Source organism: Blautia sp. XA-2221 (assembly GCF_028767025.1).
GTDB lineage: Bacteria > Bacillota > Clostridia > Lachnospirales > Lachnospiraceae > Blautia_A.
The window spans coordinates 201,171-218,249 of the sequence record NZ_JAJQXX010000001.1 but is presented as its reverse complement, the minus strand read 5'-3'; the positions used below and the strand labels follow the sequence as shown (position 1 = coordinate 218,249).

Genomic DNA, 17,079 nt, shown 5'->3' with positions numbered 1-17,079 from the left:
TTCATAACATTTTTTATAATACCTTTGACAGGAAATCTTTCAGTCTCTGATTTTCCGGATGAGCAAAGAACTCCTGAGGTGTATTCTCCTCCTGGATCTTTCCCTCATCAATAAACATAACACGGGTTGCCACCTCTCTGGCAAATCCCATCTCATGAGTAACCACGACCATGGTCATTCCGGTTTCTGCAAGTTCTTTCATGATCTCCAGAACTTCCCCTACCATTTCAGGGTCAAGCGCGGAAGTCGGCTCGTCAAACAGCATAACATCCGGGTTCATTGCCAGCGCTCTTGCAATGGCAATTCTCTGTTTCTGACCGCCTGACAGCTGACTTGGATAAGCATCAGCCTTATCCGGAAGGCCTACACGCTCCAGAAGTTCGTCTGCACGTTTGGAAGCTTCCTCTTTAGTCATCAGTCCAAGCTTTTCCGGAGCCAGCATAATGTTCTTTTTGATAGTCAGGTGTGGAAACAGATTAAACTGCTGGAACACCATACCGATCTTCTGGCGCATTTTATCCACATTTACAGATTTATCTGTAATATCAGTACCTTCAAAAAGAATCTGTCCGCCTGTTGGCATCTCCAGAAGATTCAGGGAACGAAGGAACGTAGATTTTCCACAACCGGAAGGTCCGATAATAGCAACTACCTCTCCTTTGCAGATCTGTGTGGAAATCCCGTTCAGAACCTGCATTCCGTCAAAAGATTTTTTCAGCTCTTTTACATCAATTAATACTTCACCTTTAGCGTTCACTGCTTCTCAGCCTCCTTTCCAGTTTTCCTACCAGATAAGACAGGAACATAACAAGAATCAGATAGATTGCTGCAACTGCCAGAAGAGGCAGAAGTGCTTCATATGTCTGGCTTCGGATAATATCACCGCCACGGGTCAGGTCGGTAATACCGATATAACCACTAATAGAGGTTTCTTTCATAAGAACAATAAACTCGTTTGCCAACGCAGGCAGTACATTCTTAAAGGCCTGAGGAAGAATGATCAATAACATTGTCTGATGGTAATTAAAACCAAGACTTCTTCCTGCTTCAAACTGTCCCTGGTCAATGGACATGATACCGGAACGGACAATTTCCGCAACGTAGGCCGCAGAATTCAGACCAAATGCTATGATCGCTGTGATCATTTTTCCCGGATCATGGACTGCAAATACAACATAATACATGATCAAAAGCTGTACCATTGCAGGTGTTCCCCTGATCACAGTAAGATATACCTTACAGATGGCGTTGAGGATCTTCATTTTTCCGGTTCTGTCATGGGTAGCACGGATCATTGCAATAATAAAACCAAGTACAATACCGATCAGCACTGCAAATGCAGTAATGATCAGGGTGGTTTTTAAACCATTAAAAATAAATTCATAACGCTTGTCTTCTATGAAATTCAATTGAAACTTATCAATAAATTCCGCCAAAACCTTCACCACTTTCTTTGTTTATCAGATATCTTCAGCTGCTCATAAGAAATTCCGGGTTCCCATGTCGATGATGTCGATACCAGGTGCCCGGAACTTCTGTGTTTCTGTGATCTGTCATACATATGGCAGATACAGAGGCTGTTCCATTATTTACGAACAATAATAACCTGCTTTGCAGTTGTATAAGTATCAGTAAAGTCTGCGCTCTTCTTACGATCTTCTGTTACAGTCATACCGGCTACGCCAATATCAGCCTTACCGGAATCCACTGCATTCATAATGGCATTAAACTCCATATCTTCTACTTTCAGCTCATATCCAAGTTTGTCACATACAGCCTGAGCCATATCCACATCAATACCTACAACCTTATCGCCTTCGTAATATTCATATGGAGGGAAAGTAGCATTTGTAGCCATTGTCAGAGTTCCGTTGGAATGATCTGCATCTTTCGGAGATTCATATGGGCAGGTACCTTTTACATCGTCGGATCCGATATAATTCTCATTGATCTGATCCAGAACGCCTTCTTCTTTCAGTTCTTTCAGCGCACCATTAATTTTTTCAGTCAGTTCCTCATTACCTTTTTTTACAGCAATAGCATATTCCTCTGTTGCAAAATCCTCTTCCAGAATTTCCAGATCGTCGTTATTCTTTATGAACTCTTCTGCCGGAAGGCTATCGATCAGAATACAGTCGATTTTGCCCTGTTTCAGCGCCATTACTGTATCATTTGCTTTGTTAAAACGCTCGATGGTTGTTCCTGCATCATCACCTTCGTACTCATCTGTTGCAAAAATATCACCGGTAGTTCCCAGCTGCACGCCGATCTTTTTTCCTGCAAGATCATCAATGCTCTCAATACCGCTGCTCTTTGCAGATACTGTTACTGCGCCCATCATAGAAACTGTCATTGTTGCACAAAGTGCAAGTGCTGCAAATTTTTTCATGTTTTTCATTTTCGTTTCCTCCTTAAACTGGTATATTTATACATCTTCTTTGCATAAAACTTTTCAAATCATGTTTTTTATTCTACCATATTTTTTATAAAATGCAATAGTTTACTTGCATAATAATAAATAATTTTCTATAATAAAAATACATTCATATGCACAAAAAACATTTTTATACGCATAAATATATCTTTATAAGGAGGATATCTATGGGCATGAATCAGGCTCCCGCTTCCGAACGGATACATATCAGTTTTTTCGGAAAACGAAACGCAGGAAAATCCAGCGTCATAAATGCAGTAACCGGTCAGGAACTTGCTATTGTTTCAGATATAAAAGGCACTACCACTGATCCTGTTTATAAAACCATGGAGCTGCTTCCCCTTGGTCCTGTAATGGTGATCGATACTCCGGGTATTGATGATGAAGGGGAACTTGGCGCTCTCCGTGTCAGAAAAAGCTTTCAGATTTTAAATAAAACAGATATTGCTGTTCTGGTAGTGGACATTATTACAGGAAAAACCCAATGGGAGGAAGAACTGATCCTTCGTTTTCAGGAAAAAAATATTCCCTGGATCCTGGTCTATAATAAGACAGACCTTATTTCTGAAACAGAAGCTTCTTCCACTGCTTCTTCCAACAAAAACAATTCTGACGCTTTTGTCGTTTCTGCCAAAAACGCTTCTCCGGTTTCCAGTGAATCCGGGAATACAAACGAAATATGTGTAAGCGCAAAAACCGGCAAAGGCATTCATGAACTGAAAGAAATGCTTGCCTCCCTGAAACCTGAAGAAACGCATAAATATCCACTGATTGCAGATCTGATCTCTCCGGAAGATCTGGTTCTCCTTGTGGTTCCCATTGATAAGGCAGCGCCTAAAGGCCGCCTGATCCTTCCGCAGCAGCAGACCATCCGCTCAGTCCTGGAAAAAGGCGCCCTCTCTCTTGTAGTCAGAGATACGGAGCTGAAATCCACTTTGGAAAATTTCAGGAAGCACGGGATCACTCCAAGGCTTGTGATCACCGACAGCCAGGTTTTCTCAAAGGTATCAAAGGAGACTCCGGATACAATCCCACTCACCTCCTTTTCCATTCTGTTTGCCAGATATAAAGGAGATCTTGCCACAATGGTACAGGGCGCAGCCGCCCTTGATAACATTCAGGACAACGATAAGATCCTGATCGCAGAAGGATGTACCCACCATCGTCAGTGTGATGATATCGGAACCGTAAAAATCCCCAACTGGATCCAGAGCTATACAAAAAAAGAGCCTGAATTTGTTTTTACTTCCGGAACCGAATTTCCTGATGATGTAACAGACTACAAACTGGTCGTGCACTGTGGGGGATGTATGCTAAATGAAAGAGAAATGAAATACCGGATCGCCTGTTGCCAGGATCAGAACGTACCTGTTACAAATTACGGTATTCTGATCGCCCGGGTTACAGGAATCCTGAAAAGAAGCCTTGAACCCTTTCCAGATATTTATAAACTGATATAAAATTTCTGGAATTTTTATTCTGATTTCACAGAACCATAACATTTTTTCTCTATACTTGATACCGTTATCCGGGAATGAGTATAAATAATATATAACGAGGAGGAATTCTATGAAATTCACAAAAATGCAGGGCATTGGAAATGATTATGTATATGTAAACTGCTTTGAAGAAACCATTGCCGATCCTTCGGCGGTTGCAAGATTTGTCAGCGACAGACATTTTGGTATCGGTTCTGACGGTCTGATCCTGGTAAAGCCTTCCGATGTGGCAGACTGCGAAATGGATATGTATAATCTGGACGGCTCACAGGGGGCCATGTGCGGAAACGGCATCCGCTGTGTGGCAAAATTCGCCTACGATCACGGAATTGTCCATAAAAAAAATATTACTGTCAATACAAAAAGCGGTATCAAATACCTTGATCTTGATATAAAAAACGGAAAAGTATCCTCTGTAAAAGTTAATATGGGTTCTCCCATTCTTACTGCAAAAATGATCCCTGTTGTGTCCGACAAAGAGCAGGTGATCAACCAGCCCCTTGACGTAAATGGAACCATCTGGAACATCACCACAGTTTCCATGGGTAATCCTCACGCAGTCACTTACATGGATGATGTGGACAGTCTGGATATTGAAAAAGTGGGACCTATGTTTGAAAACCACATCAATTTTCCGGACAGGATCAACACAGAATTTGTTAAGGTCATTGACAGACGCACTCTCCAGATGCGCGTGTGGGAAAGAGGTTCCGGCGAAACACTTGCCTGCGGAACAGGCGCCTGCGCAGTAGCTGTCGCCTCCACCTTAAACGGTCTGGTTGACGAGGATGTTCCTATTACTGTAAAGCTTCTGGGCGGAGATCTTCAGATCCTCTGGAACCGCCAGGAAAATCTTGTTTACATGACAGGTCCGGCAACTACAGTGTTTGAAGGCGAGATTGATCTTTCCACTATATAGAAAATACAGAATCTGCCAACAACAAGACGGACAACTCACTGAGAGAATACGGTAAAATCCTCTCAGTAAGTTGTCCGTCTTGTTTTTTAATGCAGAGATTTTGTTTTACTTCCAATTCAGGAAGCAATATCCATTTCATCAACTGCTGTCCGTCTCATAAATTTCATGTGTGATCAGTCCTTCTGTTCCTGGAATTTACGATATTCTTCTACCGGCATATCCAGGCCTGTATACAGTTTATAGGCTGCCGCACCCTGCCACAAAAGCATCCCTCTGCCGCCAATGGTTTGGCATCCTGCTTCTTTTGCCTCACGAAGAAGTCTTGTTTCCTCAGGATTATATACCACATCAGCCACAACCAGCTCCGGACGGAACATGTTCTTATCGGTGATCAGTGTAGTATCTTCATGTGGTTTCATACCTGCCAGAGTGCCATTTACAAGAATATCCGCCTGTGCGATCTCTTCTCTCAGTCTGTTTTCATCATCCAGGCAAAATACCTGGACCTTACATTCCGGAGCCTCTTTTTTCAGCTTTTCCGCTGTCTGTCGGGCTCTTTCAAGAAACGGATCGTCCGGATTAAAAACAGAGATTGATGTTGCTCCGTCAAGAGCGCACTGTACCTGGATCGCTGTAGCTGCTCCGCCTGCGCCAAGAACCACCATTTTTTTTCCTTTTACCTCTACGCCATGCTCCTTCATGTTCTGCACAAAACCGGTTCCATCTGTAATATGCCCTACAAGCTTCCCGTTTTCATTTACAATGGTATTTACTGCTCCAATAATCCGTGCTGCCGGCGAAAGTTCGTCCACCAGTCTTGCTGCTTCATTTTTACAGGGCATGGTAACATTGGCTCCTCTCATCTTAAAAAGCCGCATGGCATCCAGCGCTGCGCCTACCTGATCTTCCTTAATATCAAAAGCCATATATGCATAATCCTGTTTGTGATATCGAAAACTGAAATTATACATATCCGGAGAGCCGGAATGGCCTACCGGGCTCCCGATCAGCATCATCAGTCCTGTTGTTCCTTTTATTCTCTGCTCCATATCCTCGATCCTCCTTCCATTTTCTGTATCAGCTCTTCACAGATCTCCCGAGTATTTTTTCCGTCTGTCTTAATGATCACATCAGCCGCAGCCTCGTATTTTGCACGTCGTTTTTCCATCAGCTCAGAAATATAAGAAACTGTTTTATTTCCCTCCAGAAGCGGGCGGTCATGGTTATCTTTTACCCGTTCCAGAATCGTTTCCGGTGTGGCAGTAAGAAGAACTACGCATCCGTTTTTTTTCATTTCTTTTACGTTTCTCTCTCTCATGGGAACGCCGCCTCCACAAGAGATCACTGTATTTGTCTTTGTCTGCATTTCAATAAGCAGATTTGTTTCCAGATCCCGGAAATACTCTTCTCCATGAACGGAAAAAATATCAGAAATACTCATTTTTTCTCTTTCCGCAATGATCTGATCCATCTCCACGGTATCCATATCATATTTACTGCTGAGATATTCCGAAACCGTACTTTTCCCTGCTCCCATAAAGCCTATCAGAACAATATTGCAGGAAAACGGCTTCCTGTGAGCCTGCTGCGTTTCCCTTAACAAATCTTCTTTCATTTCTTTTACCTTCCGTTCCTTATTTTTCCGGTATCCTGTAATTTCTCATAAAAAACTCCTATACCGATTTCCTAAAGTATAACACCTGTTCAGTGCTTTAACAATACAAAGTGTAAAATTCATCATGAATCGACAGCATCCTGCATTTATAAAAATTTCATCTACTATCACGCCGGATTTCCCTGAACGTTATTCTTGTCCTTTTGCCACAACATACCCTATTTTCGTGTGGGGAAGATAATGAACAATTACAAATTCATCTTTATGTATTCCGGCTCCATAAAAATCAACAGAGATTTCGTGTCCTGACATCTCATCTTCTATACGAATAGAACGGTCGTGCTCACTTTCCTCTGATGCCGTATCACCACCTGTCACAGTTCCCATAGCTATTTTTAAATCTCCGGTAACAAGATAAGGCACATCTAAAATATGCGGTATTACCACAAGTATCCATGCGATGATCAGTCCCACAACTGCTGTAATTTCAATTCTTTTTTCCCATTTCTCATATGTTCTTTTTTCCTGTTCTGATACGGGTTTCCTTTTAATAAATTTTGTTTTTTTCTTTTTATGCAAAAACCACATGACAGTTACAATAATTATACAAATAACAGGTGCAAACACATCCATATATAAAGCACTCATATAAACTCCTCCTTAAAGACATTTTTTATCTGTCGCCGATCACACTATGACCTCAAGAATCCGCTCTGCCACAAACACTGCCGCGCAGGCATAAAGCGCTACCATAAGAAGACTTTTTTCCCGATATGCGGCTATCAGGGCAGCTCCAAGTCCTGCTGCCCCAGCGATCATTCCGGAAGACGGCGCAGTGAGAATTGCCGGAAAAGTCATTGCCGCCAGGCATGCATAAGGTACATAAAACAAAAAGGACTTCACAAACGGGCTTGTGATCTCTTTTTTAAAAAGCACCAGAGGAAGCATACGGATAAGATAAGTAACTCCCGCCATAACCAGTATGTAAACATAAATACTATGATTCATGAATTTCCTCCTCTCCGTCCCCTACCGGACAGAAATAAGCTGCGGCTCCTGCTACGATCAGTGTTGTAAAAATAATCACAAATCCGGATGAAATCCGGTTCAGCACCGGAACCACTGCAAAAACAGCGCTGAGAGCCATGGCTCCTGCAACTACCGCCCGCACAGACCTGTGTTTTTTTGCCGGCGGAATGATCAAAGCCAGAAACATTCCATAAATTGCCACACTCAGAGCACTTGACAGAAATCCCGGCATGATATTTCCAGCCATAGCTCCCACCAAAGTTCCAAGAGTCCAGCCCGGCACAGCCACGCTCATCGCTCCATAGTGATACCAAGGATTCAGCCTTCCTCTGCGGCTTGCGCTGAGGCCAAAAATTTCATCTGTCATGCCAAATGCCACAAGAAACCTGTGCCCTGTGGATATATTTTTCTGCAATTTCTGAGAAAGAGAAAAAGACATCAGGCTGTATCTCAGATTGATCACAAGCTGAGTAAGAGCCATTTCCCACAGAGAACCACAGGCAATAATAATCTCCAGACCTGCAAACTGACCTGCCGAGGTGATATTAGTCAGGGAAAGAATCGTCGCCTGCCATACAGACATTCCTCCTGCAACTGCCATCATACCAAAAGTAAAGGATACTGCAAAATATCCCAAAGAAACAGGGACCCCATCCCGGAGTCCCTGCATGAACTGTTGTTTATTTACATTCTGTTCCATTACATCTCCACTCCTCATTTATGTATGATTATACATTTCGTCAGCGAAATTGTAAATAAAAAACCTTCCTCCTGTCACCTTTCTTTTCCATTGCAGTACCCGGCAGAAGCGTGTATACTCGTAGATGTAATTTCATTTATACTTATTACAGGTATACACATTAAGGAGGTTTTCCATGGAATCTGAAATCATCGAAATCAATCTCTCAGGTTTTTGCCGCACCTGCAACAGTATGCAGACAGTCACCTGCGAATATATCCCCACCGAAAACGGCAGAAAGCTGGATATGATGAACTGCGCTCACAAAACCTGCCGTCATCATGCAGCCTGCACCATTTACCGGGAGGCTCACGAAAACGAGCAGATATGAATTCTCACATCTGCTCGTTTTTTATGGCTGCGTCTATTCTGCTTTTTCCAGAATCCTGTAATAGGCTCTTGCTGTCACTGCATAAATCACAGCATACACTGCTGCAAATACAAGCACTGTTGCTGCAGTACATATCAGAAACAGTCTGGTATTTTGCATACTGAGCAGAAGCAGCAGCCGTTTCATCAAAGGAAAAGCCATGCCAATATGAACACAGGCTGTAATCAATGGAAGAAAAAATACCATAAGAATCTGTCTGTGAATGGAAGATTTTACTTCTCTGCGGCTCATCCCTACTTTTCTCATAATCTCAAAACGAGCTTTATCCTCATAGCCTTCAGAAATCTGCTTGTAGTAAATGATCATCGCTGTCCCCATAAGGAATACTCCACCCAGAAGAATTCCCACAAACAACAGGCCTCCATTCAGACCATAAAAATTTTCTTTTTCTTCTGCATAAGAATGAATGGTAACAAGATTTTCTTTCTGAGAAAAATGTCCCTGCTTTACAAACTCCTGAATACTGTCATCAATTTCCTGTCTGCATGCAATAGCTGTCGCATCATCCCCCTGTAGCTGAACTCCAATTTTGGACGAAATAGAATATCCACTGTCCTGCACTTCATTTTGTAACTGATTGATTTTTTCAAAGTTTTTTTCATCAGCCACCAGATAAATGGACTTTACATAATCCACGCCGAACAGTCCGGAAATTCTGGGACATTTTTTCAATGTTTCTGATATACAAAATTCTTTTCCTTCTATAATAATTCTGTCATCCTGTATCCCATAAGCAAACATCTCTCCCGGTTCCAATTTTTCCCCTGTGGTCTTTTCATAAAAATCCACAGGAATAACCACAAGCTCTACAACCGTCTGCTGACGTATCTCTCCGACACCTGTATTCAGGCTTAATCTGTTTCCGTCCAGAAATCCTACCAGCGAAAGATAAATCTGAGATTCCACACTCTCTACCGGCATATCCTTTTTTTCCAGTTCGGTTCTTATAAACTCCTGTGCTGTATATGCTTCCTCTAAAGAATGTACATAAAAGTCTATATTCACATCATATGGAAACTGAAAACGCGCCATATCCTCAATTCCCATATTCAGACATACCGTAGTAGAAAGCATCAGAAGAACTCCTGTACTCAAAATACAGATGCTTGCAAGCCCCACTGCATTCTGCTTCATCCGATAAAGCATCCCTGATACACTGGTAAAATTCTGGATCTTATAATAAAACTTTTTGCGCCTGCGCAGCAGCTTCAGGATCACAATACTGCCTGCGGTAAATACCAGATAAGTTCCTGCCATAACCAGAAGAACTGCTATAAAAAAAACACCAAACGCATCCATAACCGATTCTGTGGTAACCGCCAGATAATAACCGATGCCCAGGCAGATAAATCCCAGAACTGCCATAAGAAGCTTGCTTTTTGGTTCCCGCTCTCCTGCATTTCCGCCGGACAGCAATTCTACCGGACGGCTGAAATGTACCCGTTTCAGATTATTAAAAAGTGTCAGTACAAGAATCACTCCATAGGATACCGAACAGACTTTAATTCCTTCCCGGGAAATATAAAAACCAAATTTTGCAGGAATATGAAGAATCTTCAGAAGAAGCAAAAGCGCCAGTTTACTTCCCAGGATTCCTGCTGCCAGCCCTCCGGTCAGACTGATAAAACCTGTGATAACTGTTTCCACAAACATCAGATGGCTGATATGTCTTTTTTCCATACCAAGCACATTATAAAGCCCAAACTCCTTCTGCCTTCTCTTCATCAGAAAACTGTTGCAAAACAGAAGAAAGATCACCGAAAAAACGCCGAGGACAAATACGCCCATGCTGACAATAAACGAAACATCTCTGCCGCCCCTCATATTTACAATGTCCGGACTGGTGACAATAAACATCATAATATAAAGAACTATAATACAGCCCACACAGGAAAATATATACGGAATATAGGTTTCCCTGTTCTTCTTAATATTCGTAAGAGCAAGTTTCAGAAACATTCCTCTACGCATAAGTCTCACCGCCTGTCATCAGAATTGTCAGTGTATCAGAGATCATCTGGTACATTTCCTGGCAGGATTTTGTGCCTCTGTAAATCTGATGGAACACTTCCCCGTCCTTAATAAAAAGAACTCTGGAGGCATGGCTTGCCGCCTGAGCGCTGTGCGTCACCATAAGGATCGTCTGACCTGCCTCATTGATCTCACCAAACATGGATAAAAGAGAGGCGGCGGCTCTGGAATCCAAGGCTCCTGTTGGTTCGTCTGCCAGAATGATCCTTGGATCTGTGATCAAAGCCCTTGCAACTGCTGCTCTCTGCTTCTGTCCGCCGGAAACCTCATAGGGATATTTCTCCAGAATATCTGTAATGCGAAGAGCCTTTGCAACAGGTCGGATCTTCTGCTCCATTTCACGGTAATCCTCTCCTGCCAGCACCAGTGGAAGATAAATATTATCTCTGAGACTGAATGTATCCAGAAGGTTAAAATCCTGAAATACAAATCCCAGATTATTGCGGCGGAAAGCAGAAATTTCTTTTTCCGTTAAATGGACAATACTTTTTCCGTCAAGGAGCACCTCTCCCTCTGTAGGCCGATCCAGAGATGCCAGGATATTCAGAAGAGTCGTTTTTCCAGACCCGGATTCTCCCATGATCGCCACAAATTCTCCACTTTCTACAGAAAAAGTCACATTTGCAAGGGCCTGAACCTGATTTCCTCCAAATCGTGTACTGTATATTTTCTTTACATTTGTTACTTCCAGTAAAGCCATGGTTCTGTTTCCTCCAATCATACTCGCACCACTTACTTACACCTCTGTATTTTGTGTTCTGCGTGCAGTTTTATTTTGTAACCTCAGTATACAGAAAAGAGAAACCGTGTGCCATAACTTTGGCTTACAGTTTCTCTTTGTATGTGACATTTTTGTAAGGTTGATAAATATGATGCTTAAAACAGCTCCGCCCTCGATCGGCCAAGGCTCAGATAAACTCTTGTTCCCTTCCCCGGTTCTGATTCCACGGAAATACCGTGATCCAGCCTTTTCATGATCTTTCTGGAAAGGTACAAACCGATTCCTGTAGATCTGGTTTCTATTCTTCCATTATATCCGGTAAAGCCCTTTTCAAAAATCCTTGGAAGATCTTCCGGAGTGATTCCTGTTCCCGTATCCTCAATAACCAGCGTGTGAGGACGGGATTCCGAAAGATAAATCCTGATTTCCCCTGTTTTTGTATATTTTAAAGCATTGGAAATACACTGCCCGATCACAAATCCCAGCCATTTAGAATCTGTCAGAACTTTTTCCTGAATCCCCTGATAATCAAGGCGCAGCTTTTTTCCGATAAAAACAGACGCATATTTGTGAATCTGTTCTCGAATGATCTTATCCAGATCGCACTCCGAAAATTTCATATCCGAAGACATATCCTCAGATCTCAAATACCCCAAAACCATTTCCACATATTCCTCTACTCTGAAAATTTCCGCAAGGGCTGCTTTATTTTCCTGTGGATGTTCTGCAAGAATCAGTCTGAGAGCAGCAATAGGCGTTTTGATCTGATGTACCCACATGGTATAATAATCTGCCATCTCTCTGTAAGAAGTCCTCCGTGCTTCTTCCGCTTCCATCCGCATACGGTTCAGCTCATGAATCATCTGCTGAAGCGCTGCCTCGTTTTTGTCTTCAGCCAAAGGCAGTTTTTCCAGTTCCAAAGGAATACTTTTTGTAATCTGCGTCAACATCAGCTCTCTGTCCCGGAATCTGAAATATCCATACACAAATGCTCCTGCAAGCAAAACCATACACAGCAGACTTCCATAAAGAATCGGTTCAACGGGACAGTTATACAGCCATAATACCATTGCCATAATTGCGCCAGACATCAGGAACAGGATTGCTGTTTTCCATATTTTTTTTAAATATCCTGTCATTTCCTCTCCCGTTACTGCGCCATGTAGCCCAGTCCTTTTCTTGTAAGAATCATATTTTTCAGGCCAATTCCCTCCAGCTTGCGTCTTAGACGATTGATATTTACTGTCAGAGTATTGTCATCTACAAAATCATCATTTTCCCAAAGCATCTGCATAATGGCTTCTCTTGAAACCACATTTCCCGCCTGAGAAAAAAGAAGATTCAGTATCCGCAGTTCATTTCTGGTAAGCTCAACAGACTGTCCTTGATAGCTGAGATTTCCGCTTCCCAGATTCAGGACAGCACCTCTGTGTTCCAGAAGATTCCCACTGCTTCCAAAGGAATATGTTCTTCTCAGTATCGCCTGGACCTTTGCGGACAGAACCTCCAGATTAAAGGGCTTTGCAACAAAATCGTCTGCTCCCCTGCTCATTGCCATAACCATGTTCATGTCGTCTGCTGCAGAAGAAAGAAAAATAATCGGAACCTGAGATACCCTGCGGATCTCCTCACACCAGTGAAATCCGTTAAAATACGGAAGCTTCAGATCCAGAAGTACAAGCTGCGGTTCTGAACGCACAAACTCCCCCATAATGTCCGCAAAATCCTCTGCTGCTGTTACCTGGTACCCCCAGGATTCCAGATGTTTTTTTATCAGAGAGCAGAGCACCTCATCATCCTCTGCAAGAAATATTCTGTACATCAGCACTCCTCATCCACATACTTCTGTATGTTGGACGCATTTACATATTTTTTCAGATGCTCGCCGTCTGTGATCACCAGCGTAGGCGCCTGCATAACCCCAAACTGACGGGCCATGTCAGGATTTTTTTCTGCGTCAATGATCTCCAGTTCCTCGCCCTCCAGCATTTTTTTCGCCATGCGACAGTTAGGGCAGGTGCTTGTGGTAAACAGATATTTATGAGTTTCCACAGGTTGCACCCTTACATCCTCCTCTGTCATTGTTACTACGCTTGTATGGACCTTTTTCAGGGAAGAATGCACAACGTCATAGAGGGTTCTGTTTTTGTATTCCTGGGCTTTTCCGTCATTCCAGTTCTGAACCGGACGGTAATAGCCGGTAATACGACTGTATACCTCCGCCTTTTTGCCGCATTTCGGGCAGGTAAAATGCTCGCCGCTAAGATATCCGTGCTCACTGCATACAGAGTAAGTAGGTGAAATTGTATAATAAGGCAGCTTGTAATTTTCTGCAATTTTCCGCACAAGGGAAGCGGCTGCTTTCCAGTCAGGAAGTTTTTCTCCCAGAAATCCATGAAATACGGTTCCCGATGTATAAAGGGTCTGAAGTTCGTCCTGAATATCAAGGGCGTCAAAAATATCTGAACTGAATTCAACCGGAAGGTGGGAACTGTTTGTATAATATGGAGTATCTCCTTCTTTTCCCGCAGTTTTAATATCGGGCCAGCGATTTCTGTCATGCTTTGCAAGACGGTATGCAGTAGACTCTGCCGGTGTTGCTTCCAGGTTAAACAGCTCGCCCTGATATTGCTCCTGATAATCAGAAAGACGGTTTCTCATATGTTCCAGAACTTCTTTTGTGAACTTCTGTGTACGTGGGTCTGTCATATCACAGCCAAGCCATCTGGCATTAAGTCCGGCCTCGTTCATTCCCACAAGGCCGATTGTGGAAAAGTGATTGTCAAAGCTTCCCAGATACCGTTTGGTATAAGGATAAAGGCCCTCATTCAAAAGCTTGGAAATCACCTGACGTTTGATATGAAGAGATCTTGCGGCAATGTCCATCATGTGATCCAGTCTGCGATAAAACTCTTCCGGATTTGCGGACTGATAGGCAATCCTTGGCATATTAATAGTAACTACGCCTACGGAGCCTGTACTTTCTCCTGAGCCGAAAAAGCCGCCGCTTTTTTTGCGCAGCTCACGAAGATCCAGACGAAGACGGCAGCACATACTGCGGATATCGCTTGGCTTCATATCACTGTTAATATAATTGGAAAAATACGGAGTACCGTATTTTGCTGTCATTTCAAAAAGGAGCCGATTATTCAGAGTATCTGACCAGTCAAAATCCTTTGTAATGGAATAGGTGGGAATAGGATACTGGAATCCTCTTCCATTGGCATCGCCCTCGATCATGGTTTCAATAAAGGCGCGGTTTACCATGTCCATTTCTTCTTTGCAGTCCTTATATTTAAAATCCATTTCTTTTCCGCCAACAATAGCAGGCAGCTCTGCCAGATCATCCGGAACCGTCCAGTCAAGAGTGATATTGGAAAACGGAGCCTGGGTTCCCCAACGGCTCGGCGTATTAACACCATAGATAAAGGATTCAATACATTTTTTTACCTCACTGTAAGACAGCTGATCTGCTTTGACAAAAGGCGCAAGATAGGTGTCGAAGGAGGAAAACGCCTGAGCGCCTGCCCATTCGTTCTGCATGATCCCCAGAAAATTCACCATCTGATTACAAAGTACGCTTAAATGCTTTGCCGGGGCGGAAGTGATCTTACCTTCAATACCTCCAAGTCCCTCCTGGATCAGCTGTTTCAATGACCATCCGGCACAGTAACCTGTAAGCATGGAAAGATCGTGGATATGGATATCCGCATTTCTGTGAGCGTCTGCAATCTCATTGTCATAGATTTCAGACAGCCAGTAATTGGCAGTAACTGCCCCGGAATTGCTGAGGATCAGACCTCCTACAGAATATGTAACTGTAGAATTCTCTTTTACACGCCAGTCTTCCACCTTCACATAACTGTTGACAATTTCTTTATAGTCCAGAATCGTTGACTTCATATTTCGGATCTTTTCTCTCTGCTTGCGGTAAAGGATGTAGGCCTTCGCCACATCACTGTAGCCTGCCTGGATCAGAACATTCTCCACGCTGTCCTGAATATCCTCCACAGTTACCCTGTCATCCTGGATTTTATTCTGAAAATCAGCTGTCACACGCAGCGACAGAAGATCGATCATATCATTACTGTAATTCTTTTCTTTTGCATCAAATGCTCTGCTGATAGCAGATGAAATTTTTGCCATCTGAAATTCAGCAATTTCCCCATCACGTTTTACTACCTGAAACATAAGTCCTTCTTCCTCCCTTGCTTCACTGGTACTTACTTTATGCTGACAGATTACATTGTAGCAAAGGTTGCCGTTTCCGTCAATCGCAAAAACCACCATATATTGTGCTTTTATGTGTTTTGCACGCTATATGATGGTTCTTTTTTCCTTTATTTACAGGCTTTCCAGGATTCTGCAAAACCCGGAAATTTATTTTTTATACAAATATAAACGATCCCCTTGTCTGAATCAAGGAGAATTGCATCCGCCCTGCTCCAGTCATCCCCGGGGCATAACATTCACAAAAAACTCTGCAGGAATTTTTGCCTGAACAAATATACCGTCTTCTCTGTATTCCTCGGACAGAAGCTGACCATATTCCCGGATCATCTGGATTTTTCTAGCCTCTTTATAAGAATACAGTTCCTCAATATAAATCTGACTTTCTGCCAGAAGCCGGGATAACAGCTCTCTTAACTCATTCAGTCCCCTGCCTGTTCTGGCAGAGCATTTTACCGTATAGTCCGCCCGCAGGTCACGCAGTTCTGAATCCGGCACAAGATCCTGTTTATTCAGAAGTGTAATGATCTTTTTCCCGGAAACCCCAAGTTCTTTCAGCGTTTCATAAACTACCTGCATCTGTGTTTCTGCTCTGGGATTGGAAGCATCTACCACATGGATGATATAATCTGCATATTTCGCTTCTTCCAAAGTGCTTTTAAAGGCTTCTACCAGATGATGGGGCAGTTTTCTGATAAACCCTACGGTATCTGTCAGAAGGATCTGCTGTCCGTCGTCAAGTTCCATTACTCTTGTTGTGGGATCCAGAGTTGCAAAAAGTTTGTCCTCTGCCTGCACTTCTGCCCCTGTAAGAGTATTCAGAAGCGTAGACTTTCCTGCATTGGTGTAGCCTACAATGGCCGCAGTCTTCAGTCTGCCCTTTGACCGGCTGCCGCGAAGCAGCTCACGATGCTTTTCCACCTGTGTCAGCTCTGATTTCAGCGCTGAAATCCTGGTGCGGATCAGACGTCTGTCTGTTTCCAGCTTTTTCTCACCAGGTCCCCTTGTTCCGATACCGCCGCCCAGTCTGGACAATGAATCTCTAAGACCTACCAGACGTGCAGACCGATAGCGGAGCTGAGCAAGCTCTACCTGGATCTTACCTTCGCTGGTTACTGCTCTCCCTGCAAAAATATCCAGAATCAGCAGCGTCCTGTCCATAACCTTACATTCCAGTTCCCGTTCCAGATTATTCAGCTGTGACGGAGAAAGTTCATCATCACAGATAATCCCGTTTGCATCAAGCGCAGTCAGGAGATTTTTCACCTCCTGGATCTTGCCTCTTCCAATATAAGTTCCCGGATGCACCGCTTCTCTGTTCTGGATCACCTTTGCCGCAGTTTCTGCTCCTGCAGTTTCCGCCAGCTCCTGAAGCTCGTCCAGGGACGCCTCCACATCATCTCCAATGTCCGTCTGCACCCCTACCAGGATCACCCGTTCCTGAATTTCCTTAAAATCATACAACTGCATA

16 protein-coding genes and 1 pseudogene are annotated in these 17,079 nt (G+C 43.2%); 3 read left to right on the top strand and 14 right to left on the bottom strand.

Annotated features, from left to right (window positions below):
* Positions 1-13: 13 nt before the first annotated feature.
* The 3 genes from LU279_RS01035 to LU279_RS01025 all read right to left on the bottom strand — a co-directional run bounded on the left by LU279_RS01035 (position 14) and on the right by LU279_RS01025 (position 2,398).
* Complete coding sequence (locus LU279_RS01035; protein WP_274420459.1) at positions 14-697, bottom strand: amino acid ABC transporter ATP-binding protein; 684 nt, start codon at positions 695-697, stop codon at positions 14-16.
* 49 nt (positions 698-746) lie between these two features.
* Positions 747-1,436 (bottom strand): amino acid ABC transporter permease, encoded by a 690-nt coding sequence (locus tag LU279_RS01030; RefSeq protein ID WP_274420149.1) that lies wholly within the window; start codon positions 1,434-1,436, stop codon positions 747-749.
* Between the two features lie 149 nt (positions 1,437-1,585).
* On the bottom strand, positions 1,586-2,398 hold the full coding sequence (locus LU279_RS01025; protein WP_274420147.1) for a transporter substrate-binding domain-containing protein: 813 nt from the start codon (positions 2,396-2,398) through the stop codon (positions 1,586-1,588).
* A 203-nt stretch (positions 2,399-2,601) separates the two neighbouring features.
* Here LU279_RS01025 and hydF point away from each other — a divergent pair, with 203 nt between their 5' ends.
* Together hydF and dapF are read left to right on the top strand one after the other, a co-directional pair.
* The gene (gene hydF, locus LU279_RS01020; RefSeq protein ID WP_274420146.1) at positions 2,602-3,894 is read left to right on the top strand and encodes a [FeFe] hydrogenase H-cluster maturation GTPase HydF; all 1,293 of its coding nucleotides are present in this window, start codon (positions 2,602-2,604) and stop codon (positions 3,892-3,894) included.
* Between the two features lie 109 nt (positions 3,895-4,003).
* Positions 4,004-4,852 carry a diaminopimelate epimerase gene (gene dapF / locus LU279_RS01015; RefSeq protein WP_274420145.1) on the top strand — a complete coding sequence of 283 codons (849 nt, stop codon included), beginning with the start codon at positions 4,004-4,006 and terminating at the stop codon, positions 4,850-4,852.
* 173 nt (positions 4,853-5,025) lie between these two features.
* Here the strand turns inward: dapF and aroE are convergent, their stop codons facing one another.
* The 5 genes and pseudogenes from aroE to LU279_RS00990 form a co-directional block, all read right to left on the bottom strand.
* Positions 5,026-5,901, bottom strand: coding sequence for a shikimate dehydrogenase (gene aroE / locus LU279_RS01010; protein WP_274420143.1), 876 nt, complete (start codon positions 5,899-5,901; stop codon positions 5,026-5,028).
* A pseudogene (locus LU279_RS01005) lies at positions 5,886-6,428 on the bottom strand (shikimate kinase); the annotation flags it as partial. The pseudogene LU279_RS01005 and the gene aroE, both read right to left, overlap by 16 nt.
* A gap of 228 nt (positions 6,429-6,656) precedes the next feature.
* Positions 6,657-7,115, bottom strand: a complete 459-nt coding sequence (locus tag LU279_RS01000; RefSeq protein WP_274420142.1) for a hypothetical protein — start codon at positions 7,113-7,115, stop codon at positions 6,657-6,659.
* Between the two features lie 39 nt (positions 7,116-7,154).
* Positions 7,155-7,475: an AzlD domain-containing protein gene (locus LU279_RS00995; protein ID WP_274420141.1), complete on the bottom strand. Its 321-nt coding sequence runs from the start codon at positions 7,473-7,475 to the stop codon at positions 7,155-7,157.
* A complete protein-coding gene (locus LU279_RS00990; protein ID WP_274420139.1) occupies positions 7,465-8,196 on the bottom strand; it encodes an AzlC family ABC transporter permease in 732 nt (243 codons plus the stop codon). The genes LU279_RS00995 and LU279_RS00990 overlap by 11 nt, the downstream gene beginning before the upstream one ends.
* A gap of 175 nt (positions 8,197-8,371) precedes the next feature.
* Between LU279_RS00990 and LU279_RS00985 the strand changes: the two genes are divergently transcribed.
* On the top strand, positions 8,372-8,566 hold the full coding sequence (locus tag LU279_RS00985) for a hypothetical protein (RefSeq protein WP_274420138.1): 195 nt from the start codon (positions 8,372-8,374) through the stop codon (positions 8,564-8,566).
* Between the two features lie 33 nt (positions 8,567-8,599).
* Here LU279_RS00985 and LU279_RS00980 read toward each other — a convergent pair whose 3' ends face one another.
* From LU279_RS00980 to hflX, 6 genes are all read right to left on the bottom strand, one after another.
* On the bottom strand, positions 8,600-10,597 hold the full coding sequence (locus tag LU279_RS00980; protein ID WP_274420137.1) for an FtsX-like permease family protein: 1,998 nt from the start codon (positions 10,595-10,597) through the stop codon (positions 8,600-8,602).
* Positions 10,590-11,357 (bottom strand): ABC transporter ATP-binding protein, encoded by a 768-nt coding sequence (locus tag LU279_RS00975; protein ID WP_274420135.1) that lies wholly within the window; start codon positions 11,355-11,357, stop codon positions 10,590-10,592. Before LU279_RS00975 ends, LU279_RS00980 begins: the two co-directional genes overlap by 8 nt.
* Before the next feature lie 176 nt (positions 11,358-11,533).
* Complete coding sequence (locus LU279_RS00970) at positions 11,534-12,517, bottom strand: sensor histidine kinase (protein WP_274420134.1); 984 nt, start codon at positions 12,515-12,517, stop codon at positions 11,534-11,536.
* An 11-nt stretch (positions 12,518-12,528) separates the two neighbouring features.
* Positions 12,529-13,200, bottom strand: a complete 672-nt coding sequence (locus tag LU279_RS00965; protein WP_274420133.1) for a response regulator transcription factor — start codon at positions 13,198-13,200, stop codon at positions 12,529-12,531.
* Positions 13,200-15,569, bottom strand: coding sequence for a ribonucleoside triphosphate reductase (locus LU279_RS00960; RefSeq protein ID WP_274420456.1), 2,370 nt, complete (start codon positions 15,567-15,569; stop codon positions 13,200-13,202). Before LU279_RS00960 ends, LU279_RS00965 begins: the two co-directional genes overlap by 1 nt.
* Before the next feature lie 258 nt (positions 15,570-15,827).
* Positions 15,828-17,078, bottom strand: coding sequence for a GTPase HflX (gene hflX, locus LU279_RS00955; protein WP_274420131.1), 1,251 nt, complete (start codon positions 17,076-17,078; stop codon positions 15,828-15,830).
* Position 17,079: the final 1 nt, after the last annotated feature.

Bases quoted from the DNA above. Each gene is read 5' to 3' on its own strand.
- LU279_RS00975 (WP_274420135.1), bottom strand. From the start codon at position 11,357: ATGGCTTTACTGGAAGTAACAAATGTAAAGAAAATATACAGTACACGA.
- LU279_RS00970 (WP_274420134.1), bottom strand. From the start codon at position 12,517: ATGACAGGATATTTAAAAAAAATATGGAAAACAGCAATCCTGTTCCTG.
- LU279_RS01025 (WP_274420147.1), bottom strand. From the start codon at position 2,398: ATGAAAAACATGAAAAAATTTGCAGCACTTGCACTTTGTGCAACAATG.
- dapF (WP_274420145.1), top strand. From the start codon at position 4,004: ATGAAATTCACAAAAATGCAGGGCATTGGAAATGATTATGTATATGTA.
- LU279_RS00980 (WP_274420137.1), bottom strand. From the start codon at position 10,597: ATGCGTAGAGGAATGTTTCTGAAACTTGCTCTTACGAATATTAAGAAG.
- aroE (WP_274420143.1), bottom strand. From the start codon at position 5,901: ATGGAGCAGAGAATAAAAGGAACAACAGGACTGATGATGCTGATCGGG.
- LU279_RS01000 (WP_274420142.1), bottom strand. From the start codon at position 7,115: ATGAGTGCTTTATATATGGATGTGTTTGCACCTGTTATTTGTATAATT.
- LU279_RS00960 (WP_274420456.1), bottom strand. From the start codon at position 15,569: ATGTTTCAGGTAGTAAAACGTGATGGGGAAATTGCTGAATTTCAGATG.
- LU279_RS00965 (WP_274420133.1), bottom strand. From the start codon at position 13,200: ATGTACAGAATATTTCTTGCAGAGGATGATGAGGTGCTCTGCTCTCTG.
- hydF (WP_274420146.1), top strand. From the start codon at position 2,602: ATGGGCATGAATCAGGCTCCCGCTTCCGAACGGATACATATCAGTTTT.
- LU279_RS00985 (WP_274420138.1), top strand. From the start codon at position 8,372: ATGGAATCTGAAATCATCGAAATCAATCTCTCAGGTTTTTGCCGCACC.
- hflX (WP_274420131.1), bottom strand. From the start codon at position 17,078: ATGCAGTTGTATGATTTTAAGGAAATTCAGGAACGGGTGATCCTGGTA.
- LU279_RS00990 (WP_274420139.1), bottom strand. From the start codon at position 8,196: ATGGAACAGAATGTAAATAAACAACAGTTCATGCAGGGACTCCGGGAT.
- LU279_RS00995 (WP_274420141.1), bottom strand. From the start codon at position 7,475: ATGAATCATAGTATTTATGTTTACATACTGGTTATGGCGGGAGTTACT.
- LU279_RS01035 (WP_274420459.1), bottom strand. From the start codon at position 697: ATGCAGGTTCTGAACGGGATTTCCACACAGATCTGCAAAGGAGAGGTA.